The organism is Paenibacillus sp. J31P13, assembly GCF_056269295.1.
Map to the genome: position 1 here is coordinate 978,322 of NZ_JBWDNR010000001.1, position 19,778 is coordinate 998,099.

A 19,778-nucleotide genomic window follows, 5' to 3' on the forward strand; every position below is an offset into this window, starting at 1 on the left:
TAAGATTGCACCACAAAGTTAGAAGCAAGAGGCTGGAGGTAAGAGCGCATAATGAAAGAAACGCAGGATCGTGAGCAATTGAATCATTATTTGCGTACACATGGCATTGAAGACATATTCAACGAGCAATTAATTCCTCATTTGTCCTTGTATAACTTTGACCAAGGGGAACTCATCTGTTCACAAGGCGATCGTGCAGAATATCTATATGTTCTAGTTAAGGGTAAGATAAAAATTTCTACTACATCAGTCGAAGGAAAAACGCTTATTCTTTCTTTTAAGACACCGCTTGAGGTTATTGGCGATATTGAGTATGTTCAGAAAACGGACATTATTAATACGGTTGAGGCTGTATCCAACGTCTGTATGATTGGCATTCATCAAAGCTGGCTGCGAAAATACGGCAGTGATTATTCACCGCTTCTTCAGTTTTTACTGGAAATCATTACACGTAAATTTTATATAAAATCCAATTCGATGAGCTTCAATTTAATGTATCCAGTAGAAATGCGCTTGGCAAGCTATCTTTTGTCTGTCTCGTTTGATGAATCCGATTCATTATTTAAAGGAGAAGTTCGTACCGTTAATCTAAAGGACGCAGCGAATTTAATTGGAACGAGCTATAGACATCTAAATCGGGTCATTAACCAGCTTTGTATAGATGGTCTTATTGAGCGCAGCAAAGGTTACATTCAGGTGAAGGATAGAGAGAGATTAAGTACTTTGGCAACACGGAATATTTATGAATTGAATGATGCATTACCAACTTTGGAAGGTTAGGCTTAACCGGATAATCGATTGGATTAAATCAAATAAAAAAAATGGAGAGTTAAGCTTATGATAGTAGGACTTATATTGGCACTTCTCGCAGGCTCGCTAGTTAGTTTGCAAACCATATTTAATAGCAAAGTAAATGTCTCAACAGGATCATGGTCAACAACTACTTTAGTATTAGGAATGGGTTTTGCGGCATCACTCATTTTCGGTCTGATTTTTGAAGGAAACAAAATGTTTTCTCTGCAAAATATGAAGCCTTGGTACTGGATTAGTGGATTAATCGGTGTAGGAGTTGTCATTTGTCTCGTGCAAGCCTTGAAGCTGCTTCGACCTACGTTTGCTATCTCTGTTGTTCTGACTTCGCAGCTCGGATTTGCATTATTATGGGACTCACTAGGCTGGTTAGGACTGAACAAGGTTCCTTTTACGTTAAATCAGTTGATAGGCGTAGTTGTCATTGTTGGCGGTATATTCGTATTTAAAATTAGCGGTGGACGTGAGACTCAAGAAGCCTCTAAGATGACGTAGAGTAAATTTGAAAACAAGCAGAAGCAGGAGAGATTAATTTGAAAAAATACGAAACCTTATTATTTGATGTAGATGATACGCTATTGGATTTTGGTGCAGCAGAGAAATTAGCGTTGCGATTACTTTTCGAGGATCAGAAAATCCCTATAACCGCTGAAATCGAAGCCGCATATAAACGAATAAATCAAGGTCTCTGGAGGTCATTTGAGGCAGGGGAAATAGGTCGGGATGAGGTAGTAAATACGCGCTATTCTCTTTTGTTCAAGGAATTCGGCGAAGAGGTTGATGGCGTGCTAATGGAACAAAACTATCGGAGCTACTTAGAAGAAGGATCTCAGAAAATTGATGGTGCCATTGCATTAATATCAGACTTACAAGATCAATACCAATTATATATTGTAACGAACGGCGTTTCGAAGACGCAGGATAAGCGTTTGCGTAGTTCAGGCCTGTTCCCGATGTTCAAGGGCATATTTGTCTCTGAGGACACTGGCTATCAGAAGCCGATGAGGGAGTATTTTGATTATGTTTTTGCACGTATTCCGAATTTTTCTCCGGAAAAAGCATTAATCACCGGAGATTCCTTAAGTGCGGATATAAAAGGAGGACAGCTGGCAGGTCTTGATACCTGTTGGTTCAACCCTGAAATGAAACCTAATCATACCGAGATCGTACCAACTTTTGAAATACAAAAGCTTGATGAACTGTATTCGATTTTAAACGCTGTTAGAAAATCATAGAACCCGCATCTATTGCAGGTTCTTTTTTTTGTCTACATATTTCACAAAAGGATGCCGTTTGAAAACATACCTTAATCGGGAATATTGAAATACATAGACACATAAACAATGGAGGGAATTTTAAATGAAGAAGAAAATGATTTTTCTCGTTTCTGTCGCAGCGTTAAGTCTCGCTTCAAATGAAAACAACAGTGCGGATGCACAGCCGTCTAGTTTTACAGAAATGGATCACAGCATGCACATGCATTCAAGTGAGGCGCCTCAACATATAAAGATAGCCGAAAATCCGACCTTTAAAGTTGGAAGTGAAGCGGTCATTGTGGCCGATCATATGAAAGGGATGAAAGGTGCCATCGCCACCATTACAGGTGCTTTTGATACGACAGCATATTCGGTTTCGTATGTCCCGACAACGGGAGGGGAAAAAGTGAGAAATCACAAATGGGTCATTCAAGAAGAGATACAAAATGCCGGAGAGGAACCTTTAGCACCAGGAGCGAAGGTGATACTAGAGGGGAATCATATGGAGGGCATGAAAGGCGCAAGAGCTCAAATTGATTCAGCCATACATACTACTGTATACATGATTGACTTTACACCAACTACAGGAGGCGATAGGGTTCTTAATCATAAGTGGGTAACAGAAGAGGAGCTCGCTCCTCTTAGTTAACTATAATTTCAGAGTTAGCCTGCATGATTGATTCACTTGCTTCCCATAACAATGGTAAGAATTGAATGACAGATTCAGCCCGTTTGAGAAGATCTTCTGATGTGTGAATGCCGAGGTCAGAGAGGATTGCCTTGAAGGCAGATTCGTGTTCAGCTAGCTGTTCTGGCGCAGCATCTGCGGCTAAAATCTTAAGGCAGCGAGCGAAGGTTGCAACGATCCAAAAAACCGCTTCCCGATGAAAACCCGTCTGAATGAGTGCCAAGCTTCCATCAATTGCGATCGGTCTCGCGGAAGCGGTTATATCGCTGCTGAAGAAAAAAGGCGTCTTAGCTACAGCAGCTGCAGCATCAAATGTGCGGGCGAGCTCAGCTAGATGATGCTCAACCAGCGTTGGTGTTAGTTGTGAACAGCCAAGCAATGTCAATAGATCCTCGTAGAAACTGGTGAAACCATACTCCACAAGAACGTCACGCACAGCCAAATATCGCAGCCTAACAGTCGGATTCCGAAGTGCTGCCACAAGGAGAACATGAGTCGTAACGCCAGTCGGAAATAGCCACGCCGTTACTTGATCATGCAAGGGGGAGGATGTATCAATATGAGACAGCCCATTCTGAATTCTTTCCCGAGCATTATTACAGCGGCGGCGAACCCATTCCAGTTCAGCAAAGTGACGTGATACTTGCGTTTGCAATCCGTTTAATCGTTCAGTAGGATCAGCAATAATTGTATTTGTTCGAAAACTCCCAGCCAAATGGTAGGATGACAAAACAACCTCGACAGAAGAGAGCTGACTCCAAGATAGATATGTAATCTCAATCAGCGTTCCATGATACATAAACTTCCCCAATTTCAAAGGGGGGGCGGCATTTGTAAATACGATCACGACATCGATATCTGAAGCGGTTGACATTACAAAATCATCTGACATGCCTACAGTTGAACCGCTGAAGTAAGCACCCATAAAATCAGGAATACCGCCGGCATGCTTCAAAACCCATCTAGAAGCTGCAGCTCGAGCAAATCCAACATTCATAAGGTAACTCCTCCTCTTATCGAAGTATCAATGAGTATGCGACTCTTTAATCATAACGTATTTAATACGTTAGCTGGTTAAAAAAATGTTGCAACCTAATTCTCAGCAGATTCGTTTGAACAAAAGCAGGGTACTTTCTCTTATAGACATTTAATGACAACAAAGAACCAGGAGGAGGAAGAATATGAATACAGTCAAACTTAAATTCAAGCTTGCAGCAGCTGTACTGGCGATTGGTCTTACAACTGCTGTTCCTTTTACGCAGGCAGCTGGTGGAGTGAACTCAAAGGATCTATTTAACGGTACGCCGGCTGGAGATTCAGCGTATCACTTTAGTGAAATACAGTTTCTAAATGGAACAACGGGAAGAGCTGCAGGCAATGGTTTCCTTATTGGAACATCGGATGCAGGGTCTTCTTGGCAATCGATTTATAAGGGTACATGGCAGTTTACTCAGCTTGATTTTCTATCTAATACAACCGGATGGGCATTAGCGAAATCTTCTGCCACAGGAACGAATGCACTCCTTTACACATCAAACGGAGGAAGCACTTTTACAAAAATCCCAACAGGTCCTATCGCATTAGAACGTATCCATTTTACAGATTCCAAAAACGGCTTTGGATATACAAAAGCTTTTGCATATAAAACGTCAAATGGCGGGAAATCGTGGACCAAAATTAAATCGCCAGCTAATACTCGTTATGCAGAGTTTACAGATGTGAAGCATGGCTGGGCACTTGTCGTCGTACCAGGTTACGGCTATAAGCTGTTCAAAACATCAGATGGCGGCGAGAATTGGACTATGAAGTTAAATGTGAAATCAGAAGAGGTCACTGGCGGAGAGATTTATACAAAAGGGAGTCAGGTATGGGTTGAATTCTACGGTGGATCAGGCATGTCCCAACAATCCTATTCTCTTTATGCTTCGACAGACAATGGAGCGAGCTGGCGCAAAGTGATCAGTCAAGACACAGCTGGCGGCGGGCCTGCTCCGGGCGGAGCTGTCGGAGTTGTGAATGAAGGACCTGCTTCGCCAGGCGGTCATTCCAGCAATCTACAGTTGGTTGATGGTGCAGCCATACTCGGCGGATTTTCCCCAGCGGGAGAAGTCATTGGTGTAGGTCGTTCGCTGGATTCGGGTAAAACATGGTCGAATCTTAAAGCGATCAAGGGCTTTGAAAGTGTCATTTCCTTTACAAGCAAAGATCAAGGCTGGATGGCTGATACAAGCATTTCTGATCCTGCAATCTATCGAACAACGGATGGCGGTAAAACGTGGTCAGAAAAAATCAGTATTCCAAGTGTGAATAGATAAGGGTCTATGGTTGGTTATTCAAAAGAATAGAGCTGGAAATATAGAAAAAAGACGGGTACCCATCTTGGGTCCAGTCTTTTTTTTTATTAGGTGAACGTATTTAATATTTATTGAATATGAAAACTGGCTTTGATTTTTTCGAATTCTTCAAAATCAGATTCCTCTCTTCCTACGCATCCCCAACACTCTACAATGCTAATATCAAGATGAAATAAAGAAGGCGTTTAACCGATGCTCCAGTTGGGTAAGAACAATGTAGAAATAATCACCTTATGATTGAACCAACTGGGAGGAATAATGGCATGAATGATAAATTAAAAAGCAAAGTTAATGAGAGCAAGAAGGATGAGCAATTGGAGCAGTATCGGGTGGATGATCAAGGGAAAAAGATGACAACAAATCAAGGCTTGAAGATATCAGAAGACGAATTCTCCTTAAAGGCTGGAGAACGTGGGCCTACTTTACTAGAGGATTTTCATTTTCGGGAGAAAATGACTCATTTTGATCATGAACGTATACCTGAACGTATTGTCCATGCACGTGGTTTCGCCGCTCACGGTGAGTTCCGGGCATATGATGATTCAATGAAAGCTTATACGAAAGCAAAATTTTTGAATGACCCTTCCGTCACGACCCCCGTGTTTGTTCGCTTCTCTACGGTAGCCGGTTCACGCGGCTCGGCGGAAACCGTTCGGGATGCGCGTGGTTTCGCAACTAAGTTTTATACAGAGGAGGGCAATTATGACCTCGTCGGTAATAATATTCCGGTCTTCTTTATTCAAGATGCAATCAAATTTCCTGATCTTATACATGCGCTAAAGCCTGAGCCGCATAACGAGATGCCTCAAGCAGCATCCGCGCATGATACCTTTTGGGACTTCGTTGCGAACAATCAGGAAACAGCACATATGGTCATGTGGGCGATGTCTGATCGGGCGATTCCACGCAGCTTCCGTATGATGGAAGGCTTCGGTGTACATACCTTCCGGTTAGTTAATGAGGAAGGAAAAGGATGTTTTGTGAAATTCCACTGGAAGCCTGTGTTAGGAACACATTCGCTCGTATGGGACGAAGCGCAGATCATTGCAGGGAAAGATCCAGACTTCCACCGTCGTGACTTATGGGAATCAATCGAAGCGGGTAATTATTTGGAGTACGAGCTCGGTGTACAACTGCTGGATGAAGTCGATGAATTTAAATTCGACTTCGATATTCTTGATCCAACTAAGCTTTGGCCGGAAGAGGATGTACCTGTTAAAATAGTTGGAAAAATGACACTCAACCGCAATGTGGACAATGTATTTGCAGAAACGGAGCAAGTGGCGTTTCACCCTGGTCATGTGGTGCCGGGTATTGATTTCTCAAATGATCCGCTGCTACAAGGACGCTTATTTTCCTATACGGACACACAATTGATTCGACTTGGAGGTCCAAATTTCCACGAGCTTCCGATAAACCGACCGGTATGTCCATTTCATAATAATCAACGTGATGGTTATGGGCGACATACGATTAATAAAGGACCGGTCAGCTATCACAACAATTCCATTGCGGGTAATACGCCATCTACCTCAACTGAATCGGAGGGTGGATATACGCATTACCAAGAGAAGATGGAAGGGCATAAGGTACGCAGCAGGAGCGAAAGCTTTAAGGATCATTTCTCCCAAGCCGCTATGTTCTGGAACAGTATGAGCGATGCGGGGCAGAAGCATATCATTCAGGCATTCAGCTTTGAATTAGGGAAGGTAAAGAATAAAAATGTACAGCAGCAGGTCGTTGATATGTTCGCAAATGTTAGTCTAGATCTGGCAGCACCATTTGCGGAGGCTATAGGCATTACAGCACCAGCTAGTGGTGCTCCAAGCTCAACAAAGGTATCGCCTGCGCTTAGTCAGGAAAATACGGTGAAGAATCCCAATACACGCAAGGTCGGCGTTATTCTCGCTTCAGGTTTTAACGGACTGGAAGTGAATACGATATTGGAGGAATTACGTGCCGCTGGTATTCAGCCTGAAATCATAAGCGAAAAACTTGGGAAGATCGAGGGGACAGACGGTGTTACTCTGGATGTGATGCATACGTTTCTAACCACTAGTTCAGTCCTATTTGATGCCATGTTAGCAGGTGGAGGGGATGACGGGAACAAGAAAATCCGAATAGAAGCATCATCCTTCCTAAAAGAAGCTTTTACACATTTTAAGCCGATTGGCGCCACTGATGAAGGGGTTCAATGGCTGAAAATGAATGATATGGTGGATAGTGTTGGCGTTATCACTGGGGGTGAGAAATTTGGATCTCGCTTTATTGAAGCGATAGCCGAGCATCGTTTCTGGGATCGTGAACTGATCTAATTAAGAATGTAGAAAACTTAAAAAGGCATGGAGATAGTCATTCTACACTGACTATCTCCATGCCTTAAAACCTCTAAATTGGCTATAAGAATTGTGAATAAGGGATTAACGCAATGTTTTTAATGCGCCGCTCCAAGCAATGACTTGGTCAAGCATTCCGTTAACATTTGTAAGATGCAGATCAGCTGGTTTGAAAACAGATCCGTTCTCAAAATCAGTAAAGAGCGATAATGCAGGGTGTACACGAACGTCTGCTACAGACAATTCACCTAGGATACCGCGTAAATGTTCAGCAGCACGAGCGCCGCCAACGGAACCATAGCTTACGATACCAGCAGCTTTATCGTTCCATGCTTCACGGGCATAATCAAGAGCATTTTTCAATGATGCTGATATGCTGTGGTTGTATTCTTGAACGATAAATACGAAGCCGTCCAAGCTGGCAAGCTTAGTATTCCAAGCCGTAGCTTGTTCAGTTGCATCACTTTCACCTAATAGCGGAAGCTTAAAGTCTGCAATATCCACGATTTCATAATTAGCATCTCCACGTTTATCAGCGACACTTTTTACCCATTCTCCTACTTGTGGACTAAGACGTCCTTGACGAGTGCTTCCCAAAATAATTCCGATATTTAATTTTGACATTGTTATTTCCTCCTCATTAGTTGTTTTACCAAATAATTTATCTAAAAAACCCACTTGCTTCACCACCAATAAATTTTTGTGAGAATAGATCACTCCGTTTATCTCGATTTAGAGTATCTTTAACCTGAGACAATAATAGCGCGATTTTCGTTCTTTGTCAAGTAACTATATTTATGTTAGTTAATTTTAAATTATTCCTGGAATTCAGAAGAATATGTAGTAATAAATGAAGAAGAAAAAGCAAAAGACCCATGGATTGGGTCTTTTGGGTAAGATTATTGTGAAGCCATATTCGCATAGATGCATGATGCTTAAAATGAATTAGTAACCTTTACCTGTACCTACGCCGCCTACATTGCCGTAGCCGCCGCAACCACCGTAACCGCCGGAGAAGATTCCACAGCTGCACGCGATAATCACCAACAAGATGAAGAGAACAAGAATAGTACCCGTGTTATTAAATCCATGGCCGAAACCTGACATAATTCACAACACCTCCTTGCGATTGGAGTACTCTATAAGTTATGAATGTATGTCACCCATTGCTTGGGTATTTGACAGGGAGGTATTTGACTAATTCCAAACGTAATGACCTGTTAAATGGAGGGTGATCATCATTACAGAATAAACAAATTAAAAGTCAGATCATGTGGCTGTGTCCGATTAGTTTGACGTTTCAAATGGTTCAATATGAATATGAACGTATGAGATATGATGTTTCTCAAAAATTAGCTTCTCGATCTTTTCCGTTATTTCATGACCTTCCATAATATTAAGTTGATGATCAACACCAATTGTAGCATCAACCAACTTATTATTTCCGTGAACACGGGCCTTTAAATCGATGATTGTTTTAACCCCAGGCACTTCATGAATAGTATCTTTGATGGTTTGCAGTTCCTTGTCGTCAAAGCCATCTGTCAATGCATGAGTGGAGTCTCGGAAAATATCCCAAGCTGTTTTGCAGATAATGACGCCTACCAAGAGTGCAGTCAATGGATCAAGCCAAGGCAAGCCAAATTGTGCTCCTACTATACCTATAAAGGCTCCAATACTTACAAAGGCGTCAGACCGGTTATCTTGTGCTGCAGCCATCATAGCCTGACTGTTAATTTTTTTGGCCAGCCGTATATTATACAAATAAACCAAATAGATAATCATTGCACAAAAAAGAGCAGTCCAGGCTGCGATCATATCAGGTGATTCAATGGCGGGAGATCTAAACTTCATTGCTGATTGATATAGAACTTGAAGCCCTACGGCAAACATAATAAAGGATGCGATTAATGCCGATATAGTCTCCGCTCGGAAATGACCGTATCGATGGTCATGATCAGGAGGTTTTCGAGAAATTTTCAAACCAATTAGTACAGCTAATGAAGCGACAATATCAGTCGAGTTATTAAGACCATCAGCCGAGAGGGCATCAGATTGAGCGAAATAACCAATCGTTAGCTTTAAAATTGATAACAATATGTAAGCGATTATACTGAGTATCGCACCTTTTTCTCCTTCTTTTATTTCTTCATATGAGTTTTGCATGTAATGACCTCCAATCATTGCTATTTCAAATATGATGGTAACCGAGAACATACGTGTGGGTCTAGAGAAACATTGTTGTTATTGGCATCAAAAATAAGTGGAAACAAACAATGTTGCTTCCGACCAATTTAATGAGATACTTGCCAGAATTATGCTTAACATGTACAGAGATATCATCTATTATGAGCAATTGAAGGTTTACTAATCCGATCCTTTATAAGGATAATTTCGGTACTATGTCATTTCTGATGGGGAAGTAGAAAAGGGGATATGAATTATTGCAATCAGAATATATGATTAGAAGAAATCTTTTTTCTTTATTCGAATAAGTTGATAGGCGGGATGAAAAAAATGCAAGAAATAATTGGCGGAATAGATGAACGTTTTTGTCCGTTATGTGGCAACATAAATAATTGTGGTATTAAGAAGAATGAAGATTGCTGGTGTTTCCACACAACTATTCCACAAGAGCTGCAAAATCGAATACCGGTAGAGTTACGAGGTAAAGCTTGTATCTGCCTTTACTGTGTTGAAGAATTTAAACGTAACATAAAATAATGGTTAATCCATGAAAACTGATTTACTCTATCGTCAAAAATTAAAAACCGCCTATTTGGCGGTTTTTTTGATTGAAAGAAGGTTGGTCTGATTAAAAATCACTTAGGATTTAAATGGAAATAGCTTCCGCATCAAAAGGTCTTAAATAAGCATTATGTATAATCATCCCAGCAAAGGGGATTATAAAGTTGTTGTTATACCCTAAATCTGGAGGAGTGGCAGTGGAAGTTTCCTTTTCTAGAATACAGATTATTTTCTTGTTGTTGCTGTCACTTGGCATATCTAATCATGTCTTGTTAATTCCACATCTTCTCAAAGCTGCGGGTCGAGATGCCTGGATCAGTATTTTATTTGGTTATCTGGTTCTGATTTGTTGGAGTCTTATCCTATATTTGATTCTGAAATCAATGCGTACGCTATCCTTTAATCATTGGATGATAGGCCAGATAGGGGTATACGGTTTTTGGATCATTAACGTTGCAATTGCACTATATATTTTGTCCGCAGGAATGTTGATCATTTTTGATACGACAAAAAATGTAAACATCTATTTCCTTCCTAATACCCCTAGTATCATTATCAGTCTCAGTTTTATTTTTATTGCTTATAGCGCAGCAAGGTCAGGACTCAAAACGATTGTATACATGTCCACCGTATTACTGCCAATTACATGGTTATTAGGAATCGGTGTTGCCATTTCGACAAGCAATAGCAAGGACTATGGCATGTTGTTTCCAATTCTTACGGAAGGAGTAAACCCGAGTCTTCATGGTGGAGCAATTGTGTTTGGAGGCAGTATAGATTTAATAGTTCTGCTGTTTCTCCAGCATAAAATGAGTAAGCCGTTAAATTATGGGACGGTTATTATTCTTCTTACTTTATTAGTAGGATTAATCTTGGGACCTACAATGGGTTCAATCGCATCATTCGGACCAGCTCAAGCTGCAAATTTACGCTTTCCTGCCTTTGAACAATGGAGGCTGGTCATGATAGGTCGACATATCTCTCATGTGGATTTTTTGGCTGTATTTCAGTTGATGGCTGGCAGTATAGTGAGAACGTCCCTTATGATATATATTTTCTCTGAACTAATTGGAGTACAGATACGAAAATATCGACATATCGTTATGCTTTGCGGTGTGGCTATTATGTCAGTTCCTTCACTCATTGATGCCAGTGATGTATGGATGCAGGGTGTTATTCATCATTATTACTATAATTATTCACTCTATTTTGGAGTGATTTTAACAGCAGCCCTTTTTGCCATAACCTATTTACCAAAGCGGAAGGAGAAGGTAATGTGATGGATAAATTTACGGAGGAAGGTATGCTTTTCTCGCCATTGGATGATGAGCTTCGCAGTCGAAGCTTAACCATTAATCAAGTGAAGCAAACCTTTTCGCCATATGCTGATATCTTATTCCCTTCCCTACATGAATTTGAGATATCTGATCAATTGACGGCATTTTACTGTGAAGGAATGGTAGATAAAACATTAATGAACGAATACATTCTCAAAGTGTGTCAGTTTATTATCCAAACGTCATTCAATGTGAATGAAGCAGCAGATCAACCTGAGGAATTGCCTCTACTTGAGATAAAACAGACAGGTGGAGATATGGTTGAAGCATTGTTTAAGGGAAGCTTAATTCTATACCTTGAAGGTACGAATCATTTTTGGGCTGTTGCAATTTCTAAGGTCCCTCAGCGTTCTTTACAAGAATCCAATACAGAGATTTCAATCAAAGGACCAAAAGATGCATTCACAGAAGATATGTACACGAATATATCGCTTATTAGAAAAAGAATGCAAACGGGATTGTTATTTAACGAGCAATTTATAATAGGAAGCTTAAGCAAAACGAAGGTATCTCTGTTATATCTGAATCATAAAGCAAATCCTGAAATGATTACAGAAGCACGAAAAAGATTAGACACGTTTCAAGTGGAAAGCCTTATAAGCAGTGGACAACTAGAGCAATGGTTGTCAGATCGAACCTTCTCATTGTTTCCTCTGATAGACTACATTGGTAGACCAGACTTTATCGTTGAAACGCTGCTACGAGGGAGATTCGCCATTATTGTAGACGGATCCCCAATGGCGCTGATCGGACCGAGTAACTTTTTGGAGTTGTTAAAATCACCTGAAGACGTCCACTTTCCGTATTATACTGTGATGTACCAAAGATATCTTAGAATTATTGGCTTGTTTCTCAGTATTTTCTTACCAGGCTTTTGGCTCGCTATTGCAACAGTGAATTTGGACCAGATCCCATTTGCACTATTGTCAACCGTTATCATTTCTCGTGAAGGGGTACCGATGCCTACATCCTTGGAATCACTTTTACTGCTATTTCAATTCGAATTGCTTCGAGAAGCCGGCATACGTCTTCCAAAAGCAGTTGGACAGACAATCGGGATAGTTGGCGGCCTTATCATAGGAGATTCTCTTATCCGGGCAGGACTTGCATCTCCTACGTTGCTTGTTGTCATTGCTATATCAGCGGTGGCTTCGTTTTGCTTAGTGAATCAGTCCTTGTCGGGCACCGTCAGCGTACTTCGGCTAATCATTTTGTTGGTTTCTTCCTATTTAGGTATTTACGGTTTCTTTCTAAGCATGTTTGCTATTTTGATTTATCTGTGTCATCTAGAAAGCTTTGGACTTGCTTATCTAGAACCGATATCCTCTTTACGATTTAAAGATTGGCTGGCAGCCATTTTACAAGACCCATTTAGAAGATCTCGTTCCTCGTCGTCGATGATAAATAAACAGAAAAGGTGAGATCATTGAAACTCAGACTGGCAGGTGTGTTTCTTTTAATGATTGGTTTACTTTTCGAATCAGGATGTACGGACGTTAAGGACATTGAAAAAATGAACTATGTATCTGCCATAGGTGTGGATTTTAAGGATGGTAAGTATCATAGTTTTTTACAGTTCGTGGATTATGTTTCTGCTGCAAAAACGATTGAAGGTCAGAATATGCCTTCAAAAGTTTGGGTAGGTGAGGGTATTGGCATTTCATTGGAAGAGTCATTCTTTGATCTTTATCGAACGTCACAAGAAAGAATATATTGGGGACATATGACAGCTATTTTGATTAGTGAAAATGCATTTAAGAAAGGTATAGGAAATATTTATGATAGCTTTGTTCGATATTCTGAGTTTCGACTAACGCCTTGGGTTTACGCAACGAGGGAATCCATTAAAGATATCTTCTCTACAACTGGCTTTTACGGACAGTCTCCCCTTAGTACCATTCTTCACGAACCGGATGGTATTTACTCTCAGACCTCACTCATAAAGTCGATTAAGCTGCATAGATTGATCAATCAGATCAATGAACCTGGTTACACTTCCTGTATACCGGCACTAGTCATAAATAAGAAACAATGGACTGAAAGAGAGAAGACGGAATCCAAACTCATGATTGATGGGGCCGTGTTTCTCAAAAACGATGTTTTTCGCAGCTATATTCCGTTGGCGAAGTTATCCGGACTCAGTTGGATTCAGCCTGGTTCGATTCGAGCAGGCATCCCCGTACCTAATAATTTAGAGCCAGCGGTACAAGTGGTGGTTAATAACCCCAAAACAAAACTGACACTAGTCAATCAGACGAGCAGGCCTCAATTCGATATTAAAATGAAGGCAAAAGGCTACATCGTAAATAGATCAAACAATGATTTATTAGGCTTGCAACAATTAACAGAGAAGACAACAAGTGCGATTGAGGATGAAATCAGGGAGCTATTCAACAACGGACTGAAATATAAAACAGATGTCTTAAATCTTGAATATCATTTATATCATGATCATTTTCGTAAATGGAAGGCGATGTCCTCAGCTGAGGATGAGCTGCTTAATGAAAATACGATTCATAATATAAAAATTGATATTGAGATCACACATTCTAGTTCAGAAAAAAACTCACGTTTTAAACGCAGCCAATAAATGAAAAAGAAGAATGAAGAAGATCAAGCGTAAGGCTGTTGAGGAGATCAACAGCCTTTTTTGTACTCATTAGCTTCTTGGAGCCCATAGAATAATGGAAACGCCGACAACGCACACAGCAGCTCCGATCCAGTCATACATATCAGGTGTTTTTTTATCGACTAACCAGCCCCATAAAATGGCTAGTACAATAAATACACCGCCATACGCTGCATAGACTCGTCCAAACGATGGGAAGTTCTGCAACGTTGGAATAATGCCGTATAAGATGAGGATTGCGCCGCCTACAATGCCGTACCATAGTGGCTTGGATTCTCGCAACCAGAGCCAAACCAAATACCCGCCTCCAATTTCAGCAAGTCCTGCTATTATGAAAATGGTGATCGTTAGAACCAATTCCATTTGCTCCTTTCAAATACAGCCCTTCTCACACAAGAATAATCATTAATTATAGTATTAAAGAAGTGGAGGGAGCAAGGAAAACGCCTAATGCAATTAATTATAGGTTCAAAATAGCACTAGATAAAATAAAAAACCACCTCTTAACCAAAAGGTCAAGAGGTGGAGAACCCTGCTATATATTAGCGCAACGTTTTTAATGCACCGCTCCAAGCAAGCACTTGATCAAGCATGCCATTAACATTCGTTAAATGCAGATCAGCTGGCTTGAAAACAGTACCATTTTCAAAATCAGTAAATAGTGACAAGGCAGGGTGTACCCTAACATCTGCAACAGACAACTCACCTAGAATTCCGCGAAGATGCTCAGCAGCACGAGCTCCGCCTACAGAACCATAGCTTACAATACCTGCAGCTTTATTGTTCCAAGCATCACGTGCATAATCAAGAGCGTTTTTCAAAGCTGATGAAATGCTGTGATTGTATTCTGAAACGATGAATACGAAGCCATCCAAGGTAGCAAGCTTAGTATTCCATGCTGTTGCTTGTTCGGTCGCATCAGTTTCACCAAAGAGTGGAAGTTTGAAATCTGCGATATCTACGATTTCATAATTGGCATCTCCACGTTTATCCGCTACACTTTTTACCCATTCTCCTACTTGTGGACTTACACGTCCTTGACGAGTGCTTCCTAAAATAATCCCGATATTTAATTTTGACATGTTTTTTCCTCCTCATTGGTTTCCCATCAGTATTATTTCTTAAACATCAAAAAGATATTCTCAACCTTCATTACGTTCAAAATGGATATGGCTTGTTCGAAATGGAAGTTTTTTGAATATATGAAAACAATAATAAACTTAATTATCATTGTCAAGATACTATTTATTAGTTAGTGAAATAATCTTGCTTTTTTATCAATTGAGTAGTAAAGTGATAGTAAGGTTATGGAGGGGAGGAAACGAATTGCGTAATAATACAATAGGATCATTGATTTGGTTACGTTTAATGCGTTTTACAAACCAAAGCAACCAGATGTCAAATGATTTTCTTAAACGATTTGATTTAACGACTGCACAATTTGATGTTCTCATGCAAATTCGAATTTATCAGCCGCTCACACAAATGATGCTCGCTGAAAAAGTAACCGTTACACAAGGCGGTATTTCACGTATGCTCGTACGTCTTGAAAAAGAAGGATATATCGCTCGCAAGCAAGATTGGAAAACGAAAACGATCAGCCTTACTGAAAAAGCAGAATTGATATTGGAGCAAGCTATGCCAGAGCAGCTTGCCTTTCAAACCTCTTTTTTTGATGATGTATTAAATGAAGATGAACAAAAGACACTATATGCTTTGATGACTCGTGTTCATAAACATAGCCAAAAAAAAGAATTACCGCCCGAGTAATTTTTTTTGCTTCATCAATTGATTAGTCAAGTAATAAAAGGAGGAGTAATGATGTACTCGATAACTGGCCATCACCATATTTCGATGATTACAAAAAACGCTCAAATGAATAATCATTTTTATGAACAGGTTTTAGGAATGCGCAGAGTGAAAAAGACGGTTAATCAAGATAATCCATCTATGTATCACTTGTTTTATGGAGATCTGACAGGAAGTGCTGGTACAGAGCTGTCATTCTTTGAAATGACCAATGCAGGAAGCACCGTTCGCGGAACAAATGCCATTACTGGAATTGGCTTACTAGTTCCGTCTATTGGAAGTTTAGAATTTTGGAGAGATCGATTTGATTCATTAAATATAAAACATGGTGAACTCACGACCTATGTCGGTCGAGATGCATTGCATTTTGAAGATTCGGAAGGCTTGCGAATGATTTTACTAAATAATAACGGTGATGAAGTACCTGAACATTGGACAGCTTGGGGAGATTCCACGATCGAGCCAAAGCATCGTATTTTGGGCATGGGCACAGTTGAAATTACAGTACGAAACCTAGAACGTATGGCGAAAACATTAAAAGACATGTTTGGTTATACGGAGGTATCACGTACGAATGATGAAGCCATTTATCAATCCCTTGCTGGATTTTCTTTTGGAGAAGTTGTTGTTAAACAGCAAGAAGGAGCAAGTGAGAAGCCAGGCAAAGGAAGTATTCATCATTTAGCTATTCGTGTGAAGGACGAAGAAGAGCTGCGCTACTGGGATGAGGTTGTAAGAAAACGCGGATTTCATTCAACAGGAGTTGTAGATCGCTATTACTTTAAAAGCTTATATTTCCGTGAGTCAAACGGAATTTTAATTGAACTCGCGACAGATGGTCCAGGATTCACAAGAGATTCCAGCATCGAAGAACTTGGGAAAGCGTTAGATTTACCACCCTTTTTAGAAGAACGGCGTGCTGAAATTGAAGCGAAATTAATACCATTATCTTAATAATAAGGAGAGATTGACATGGAAAAATATCGTATTGATAAAAATAAAGGGATTGAATTTGGATTATATTCGATCGGAGATCATTTGCCGAATCCGCATACAGGGACAATGATTAGTGCTGAAGAGCGTATTCAAGAATTGATTGAGGCTAGTAAGCTTGCGGATGAGGCCGGACTTGATGTATTTGCTGTAGGTGAAAGTCATCAAACTTATTTTACAACGCAAGCGCACACGGTTATTTTAGGAGCGATTGCACAAGCAACAAAAAAGATAAAGATCGCCAGTTCAGCGACGGTACTAAGCACATCCGATCCTGTACGTGTATATGAAGATTTTGCTACTATTGATCTCATTTCAAAAGGGCGGGCAGAAATTGTCGCCGGTCGTGGCTCTCGTGTAGGAGCATATAGCTTGCTTGGTTATGATGTACGTGATTATGAAGAACTATTTGAAGAAAAATTAGATCTATTGTTGAAGTTAAATAATGAAGAAAAAGTAACATGGGAAGGTCAATACCGTGCACCGTTAAAAAATGCTGCCATCTTACCGCAGCCGCAAAGTGGTCATATGCCCATTTGGCGTGCTGTTGGCGGCCCTCCCGCTAGTGCGATTAAAGCAGGAAATGCAGGAGTACCCATGATGCTGACTACGCTTGGAGGTCCTGCGAGCAATTTTAAGATCTCTGTAGATATGTATCGGGAAGCTGCAGCGCGCAGCGGATTTGATCCAGCAGCCTTACCAATAGCGACGACGAGTTTATTTTATACAGCAGACACCACACAGGATGCCCTTCGTGAGTACTATCCTCATGCGAATTCAGGTATGCAGGCTTTGCGTGGAGGTGGTTATCCTAAACAACAATTTGCGCAATCAACAGATTTTCGCGATGCATTAATGATTGGCAGTCCTCAGCAAATTATTGAGAAAATGCTTTACCAATATGAATTGTATGGTCAACAGCGCTTTATGGCTCAAATTGATTTTGGCGGTGTCCCATTTGATAAGATTGCAAAAAATATTGAACTGATTGCTACTGAAATTATGCCAGCAATCAAGAAGCATACCGCTCAAAAATAAGGAGTGACTCCAATGAAAATCGTAGGAATCTCAGGCTCAAATGTAGGCTCTAAAACAAGAACAGCAATGGATTACACGCTAAAAATAGCTCGTGATAAATATCCGAATGAAGAAATTACTTTAATTGATCTTGCGGAATATGAATTGGTATTCAGCGATGGTCGAAATTATTGGGAATACGAAGGGGATACCAAGTATGTAACGGAGACCATAATGGCAGCAGATGTTATTATTATCGGTACACCTACTTTTCAAGCATCCATTCCAGCGACGTTGAAAAACATTTTCGATTTATTGCCAGTCAATGCTTTCCGTGACAAGGTGGTCAGTATGCTTGTAACAGCGGGTACAGCGAAGCATTATTTAATGGCGGAAGGACAGCTAAAACCAATATTAGCTTATATGAAGGCACATATCGTTCCAACTTATGTATTTATGGAGGAAAAGGATTTTCAGAGAAAAGAAATCATAAATGATGATGTCCTATTCCGCATAGAACGATTAGTGGAGGACACTGTTCTTCTAGTGGATGCATACGCAGGCGTTCGTCAAGCGAAAGATGCGGAATATGATTTCTAATAGGAAATGGTAGGATGAATTTTTCAAAAAAACTGACAAAGTATATGTCCAAGCAGTCACTCATATGGTATGGAGGAGAGTTCATACCAAGGGAGGAGCTGCATGTGTCAGATCAATTCGTCGCACGTTCTTTGGAAGAAGTAAGATTTTGGTCACGCATTATGAAGGAGCATTCACTATTTCTAAAATTGGGATTTCGTTGTGAGGATACGCAATTAATTAATGAAGCTAACCAATTCTATACCGTTTTTGAGACGATCGAAAATAGAGCAAATGCATTTTCGCTTGGAACAGATCCTGCTGTGATAAAAAGGTTTAATGAGGAAGTCCATGTTGCAGTATCGTATATTTGGGCTTTTAAGAGAAAAGTACTTGGTTTGATACTCTCTTGCAAACTACCAGGCGCCAATAATTTTCCTCTGTTGGTCGATCATGTGAGCAGGGAGGCAAACTATTTTAGAAATCGGTTGGAAGAATTAAATCTAGGCAGATTAGAGCCATTGCCTGATGCAATTATTGATGAGAATGTATTTTTCCTTAAAATTATGGGTGATCATGCCAAATTCATTAGTCATTTGCTTGATCCTTCTGAACGGAAGCTAGTTGAGCAGGCAAATAACTTCAGTCAAGAATTTGACCAGTTGTTATTTCAGGCGAAAGACTTGGATTCCATGCGTCCTCAATCACAAACGAAACCGCTACTTGACCAATTCCTGGATCAGAATAAAGTATCGGTAAAATCACTCCGGGACTTTAAGAAAACAGCTCGGGATTTAATTGAAGCTTGCCGAATTAAGAGCATTATTCATCCATTATTGGCGGATCATGTATTCCGTGAAGCTGAACATTTCTTAGTCATCATTGACATGTTCGAAAACAGTCTAAATGGCAAACCCGTGCAAACCATACATCATTAGAAGTGATGTACTTATATCATTTAGTGAGTCCGCTTAATTTGCGGGCTTTTTTTTGCGCTGAATGCAATTAATATGACTGTTATTTATTTGTTAAAATTTCAAATCCAATGCACCAAAATGAATGGTAGCCCATAAGATTCTATTAGGATTGAAAGCTTCACACACGATAAGACCAAATTATAATGGCATATCAACTAGGTTTATGTCATTTGTTATTACCTTTACCTCATCAGCTTATTCGGTCACAGCTGTTTACAAATTAAAATTATAGGAATATAATCGTC

At 40.2% G+C, this 19,778-nt stretch carries 21 protein-coding genes; 15 read left to right on the forward strand and 6 right to left on the reverse strand.

All coding sequences use genetic code 11. From position 1 onward, the window contains the following. Positions 1–51: 51 nt before the first annotated feature. The 4 genes from AC0YOD_RS04475 to AC0YOD_RS04490 all read left to right on the forward strand — a co-directional run bounded on the left by AC0YOD_RS04475 (position 52) and on the right by AC0YOD_RS04490 (position 2,715). Positions 52–780 (forward strand): Crp/Fnr family transcriptional regulator, encoded by a 729-nt coding sequence (locus AC0YOD_RS04475; protein ID WP_475798022.1) that lies wholly within the window; start codon positions 52–54, stop codon positions 778–780. A 57-nt stretch (positions 781–837) separates the two neighbouring features. Then, positions 838–1,305 carry a DMT family transporter gene (locus AC0YOD_RS04480; RefSeq protein WP_475798023.1) on the forward strand — a complete coding sequence of 156 codons (468 nt, stop codon included), beginning with the start codon at positions 838–840 and terminating at the stop codon, positions 1,303–1,305. A gap of 38 nt (positions 1,306–1,343) precedes the next feature. Beyond that, on the forward strand, positions 1,344–2,045 hold the full coding sequence (locus AC0YOD_RS04485) for a YjjG family noncanonical pyrimidine nucleotidase (RefSeq protein WP_475798024.1): 702 nt from the start codon (positions 1,344–1,346) through the stop codon (positions 2,043–2,045). 124 nt (positions 2,046–2,169) lie between these two features. Continuing rightward, complete coding sequence (locus AC0YOD_RS04490; RefSeq protein WP_475798025.1) at positions 2,170–2,715, forward strand: YdhK family protein; 546 nt, start codon at positions 2,170–2,172, stop codon at positions 2,713–2,715. On the opposite strand, the gene AC0YOD_RS04495 is transcribed toward AC0YOD_RS04490, so the two are convergent. Then, complete coding sequence (locus AC0YOD_RS04495; protein ID WP_475798026.1) at positions 2,708–3,751, reverse strand: hypothetical protein; 1,044 nt, start codon at positions 3,749–3,751, stop codon at positions 2,708–2,710. The genes AC0YOD_RS04490 and AC0YOD_RS04495 overlap by 8 nt on opposite strands. 184 nt (positions 3,752–3,935) lie before the next feature. On the opposite strand from AC0YOD_RS04495, the gene AC0YOD_RS04500 reads away from it, so the two are divergent. Further along, a complete protein-coding gene (locus AC0YOD_RS04500; RefSeq protein ID WP_475798027.1) occupies positions 3,936–5,069 on the forward strand; it encodes a WD40/YVTN/BNR-like repeat-containing protein in 1,134 nt (377 codons plus the stop codon). 302 nt (positions 5,070–5,371) lie between these two features. Then, positions 5,372–7,423, forward strand: a complete 2,052-nt coding sequence (locus AC0YOD_RS04505) for a catalase (protein WP_475798028.1) — start codon at positions 5,372–5,374, stop codon at positions 7,421–7,423. Between the two features lie 105 nt (positions 7,424–7,528). On the opposite strand, the gene AC0YOD_RS04510 is transcribed toward AC0YOD_RS04505, so the two are convergent. The 3 genes from AC0YOD_RS04510 to AC0YOD_RS04520 form a co-directional block, all read right to left on the reverse strand. Next, positions 7,529–8,068, reverse strand: a complete 540-nt coding sequence (locus tag AC0YOD_RS04510; protein ID WP_475798029.1) for an NADPH-dependent FMN reductase — start codon at positions 8,066–8,068, stop codon at positions 7,529–7,531. Between the two features lie 321 nt (positions 8,069–8,389). Continuing rightward, positions 8,390–8,551 (reverse strand): hypothetical protein, encoded by a 162-nt coding sequence (locus AC0YOD_RS04515; protein WP_475798030.1) that lies wholly within the window; start codon positions 8,549–8,551, stop codon positions 8,390–8,392. Between the two features lie 180 nt (positions 8,552–8,731). After that, positions 8,732–9,610, reverse strand: coding sequence for a cation diffusion facilitator family transporter (locus tag AC0YOD_RS04520; RefSeq protein WP_475798031.1), 879 nt, complete (start codon positions 9,608–9,610; stop codon positions 8,732–8,734). A gap of 342 nt (positions 9,611–9,952) precedes the next feature. On the opposite strand from AC0YOD_RS04520, the gene AC0YOD_RS04525 reads away from it, so the two are divergent. The 4 genes from AC0YOD_RS04525 (at position 9,953) to AC0YOD_RS04540 (ending at position 14,119) form a co-directional block, all read left to right on the forward strand. Further along, positions 9,953–10,168 carry a cysteine-rich CWC family protein gene (locus AC0YOD_RS04525; protein WP_475798032.1) on the forward strand — a complete coding sequence of 72 codons (216 nt, stop codon included), beginning with the start codon at positions 9,953–9,955 and terminating at the stop codon, positions 10,166–10,168. A gap of 221 nt (positions 10,169–10,389) precedes the next feature. Beyond that, positions 10,390–11,472 (forward strand): endospore germination permease, encoded by a 1,083-nt coding sequence (locus AC0YOD_RS04530; protein WP_475798033.1) that lies wholly within the window; start codon positions 10,390–10,392, stop codon positions 11,470–11,472. Further along, a complete protein-coding gene (locus AC0YOD_RS04535; RefSeq protein ID WP_475798034.1) occupies positions 11,472–12,950 on the forward strand; it encodes a spore germination protein in 1,479 nt (492 codons plus the stop codon). The genes AC0YOD_RS04530 and AC0YOD_RS04535 overlap by 1 nt, the downstream gene beginning before the upstream one ends. A gap of 5 nt (positions 12,951–12,955) precedes the next feature. Then, positions 12,956–14,119, forward strand: coding sequence for a Ger(x)C family spore germination protein (locus tag AC0YOD_RS04540; RefSeq protein ID WP_475798035.1), 1,164 nt, complete (start codon positions 12,956–12,958; stop codon positions 14,117–14,119). 69 nt (positions 14,120–14,188) lie between these two features. On the opposite strand, the gene AC0YOD_RS04545 is transcribed toward AC0YOD_RS04540, so the two are convergent. Both AC0YOD_RS04545 and AC0YOD_RS04550 read right to left on the reverse strand, forming a co-directional pair. Then, positions 14,189–14,521 carry a YnfA family protein gene (locus AC0YOD_RS04545; protein ID WP_475798036.1) on the reverse strand — a complete coding sequence of 111 codons (333 nt, stop codon included), beginning with the start codon at positions 14,519–14,521 and terminating at the stop codon, positions 14,189–14,191. A gap of 179 nt (positions 14,522–14,700) precedes the next feature. After that, positions 14,701–15,240, reverse strand: coding sequence for an NADPH-dependent FMN reductase (locus tag AC0YOD_RS04550; RefSeq protein WP_475798037.1), 540 nt, complete (start codon positions 15,238–15,240; stop codon positions 14,701–14,703). Between the two features lie 244 nt (positions 15,241–15,484). Here AC0YOD_RS04550 and AC0YOD_RS04555 point away from each other — a divergent pair, with 244 nt between their 5' ends. From AC0YOD_RS04555 to AC0YOD_RS04575, 5 genes are all read left to right on the forward strand, one after another. Beyond that, positions 15,485–15,928, forward strand: a complete 444-nt coding sequence (locus AC0YOD_RS04555; RefSeq protein WP_475798038.1) for a MarR family winged helix-turn-helix transcriptional regulator — start codon at positions 15,485–15,487, stop codon at positions 15,926–15,928. A gap of 51 nt (positions 15,929–15,979) precedes the next feature. Continuing rightward, positions 15,980–16,921 carry a ring-cleaving dioxygenase gene (locus tag AC0YOD_RS04560; protein ID WP_475798039.1) on the forward strand — a complete coding sequence of 314 codons (942 nt, stop codon included), beginning with the start codon at positions 15,980–15,982 and terminating at the stop codon, positions 16,919–16,921. An 18-nt stretch (positions 16,922–16,939) separates the two neighbouring features. After that, positions 16,940–17,998 carry an LLM class flavin-dependent oxidoreductase gene (locus AC0YOD_RS04565; RefSeq protein ID WP_475798040.1) on the forward strand — a complete coding sequence of 353 codons (1,059 nt, stop codon included), beginning with the start codon at positions 16,940–16,942 and terminating at the stop codon, positions 17,996–17,998. A gap of 12 nt (positions 17,999–18,010) precedes the next feature. Further along, positions 18,011–18,577 (forward strand): NADPH-dependent FMN reductase, encoded by a 567-nt coding sequence (locus tag AC0YOD_RS04570; protein WP_475798041.1) that lies wholly within the window; start codon positions 18,011–18,013, stop codon positions 18,575–18,577. Positions 18,578–18,681: 104 nt separating this feature from the next. Beyond that, the gene (locus AC0YOD_RS04575) at positions 18,682–19,494 is read left to right on the forward strand and encodes a DUF2935 domain-containing protein (RefSeq protein WP_475798366.1); all 813 of its coding nucleotides are present in this window, start codon (positions 18,682–18,684) and stop codon (positions 19,492–19,494) included. Positions 19,495–19,778: the final 284 nt, after the last annotated feature.

Coding starts and splice junctions, on each gene's coding strand:
- AC0YOD_RS04500 (WP_475798027.1), top strand. CDS start 3,936: ATGAATACAGTCAAACTTAAATTCAAGCTTGCAGCAGCTGTACTGGCG.
- AC0YOD_RS04545 (WP_475798036.1), bottom strand. CDS start 14,521: ATGGAATTGGTTCTAACGATCACCATTTTCATAATAGCAGGACTTGCT.
- AC0YOD_RS04510 (WP_475798029.1), bottom strand. CDS start 8,068: ATGTCAAAATTAAATATCGGAATTATTTTGGGAAGCACTCGTCAAGGA.
- AC0YOD_RS04565 (WP_475798040.1), top strand. CDS start 16,940: ATGGAAAAATATCGTATTGATAAAAATAAAGGGATTGAATTTGGATTA.
- AC0YOD_RS04520 (WP_475798031.1), bottom strand. CDS start 9,610: ATGCAAAACTCATATGAAGAAATAAAAGAAGGAGAAAAAGGTGCGATA.
- AC0YOD_RS04505 (WP_475798028.1), top strand. CDS start 5,372: ATGAATGATAAATTAAAAAGCAAAGTTAATGAGAGCAAGAAGGATGAG.
- AC0YOD_RS04535 (WP_475798034.1), top strand. CDS start 11,472: ATGGATAAATTTACGGAGGAAGGTATGCTTTTCTCGCCATTGGATGAT.
- AC0YOD_RS04560 (WP_475798039.1), top strand. CDS start 15,980: ATGTACTCGATAACTGGCCATCACCATATTTCGATGATTACAAAAAAC.
- AC0YOD_RS04525 (WP_475798032.1), top strand. CDS start 9,953: ATGAAAAAAATGCAAGAAATAATTGGCGGAATAGATGAACGTTTTTGT.
- AC0YOD_RS04475 (WP_475798022.1), top strand. CDS start 52: ATGAAAGAAACGCAGGATCGTGAGCAATTGAATCATTATTTGCGTACA.
- AC0YOD_RS04490 (WP_475798025.1), top strand. CDS start 2,170: ATGAAGAAGAAAATGATTTTTCTCGTTTCTGTCGCAGCGTTAAGTCTC.
- AC0YOD_RS04515 (WP_475798030.1), bottom strand. CDS start 8,551: ATGTCAGGTTTCGGCCATGGATTTAATAACACGGGTACTATTCTTGTT.
- AC0YOD_RS04480 (WP_475798023.1), top strand. CDS start 838: ATGATAGTAGGACTTATATTGGCACTTCTCGCAGGCTCGCTAGTTAGT.
- AC0YOD_RS04570 (WP_475798041.1), top strand. CDS start 18,011: ATGAAAATCGTAGGAATCTCAGGCTCAAATGTAGGCTCTAAAACAAGA.
- AC0YOD_RS04550 (WP_475798037.1), bottom strand. CDS start 15,240: ATGTCAAAATTAAATATCGGGATTATTTTAGGAAGCACTCGTCAAGGA.
- AC0YOD_RS04495 (WP_475798026.1), bottom strand. CDS start 3,751: ATGAATGTTGGATTTGCTCGAGCTGCAGCTTCTAGATGGGTTTTGAAG.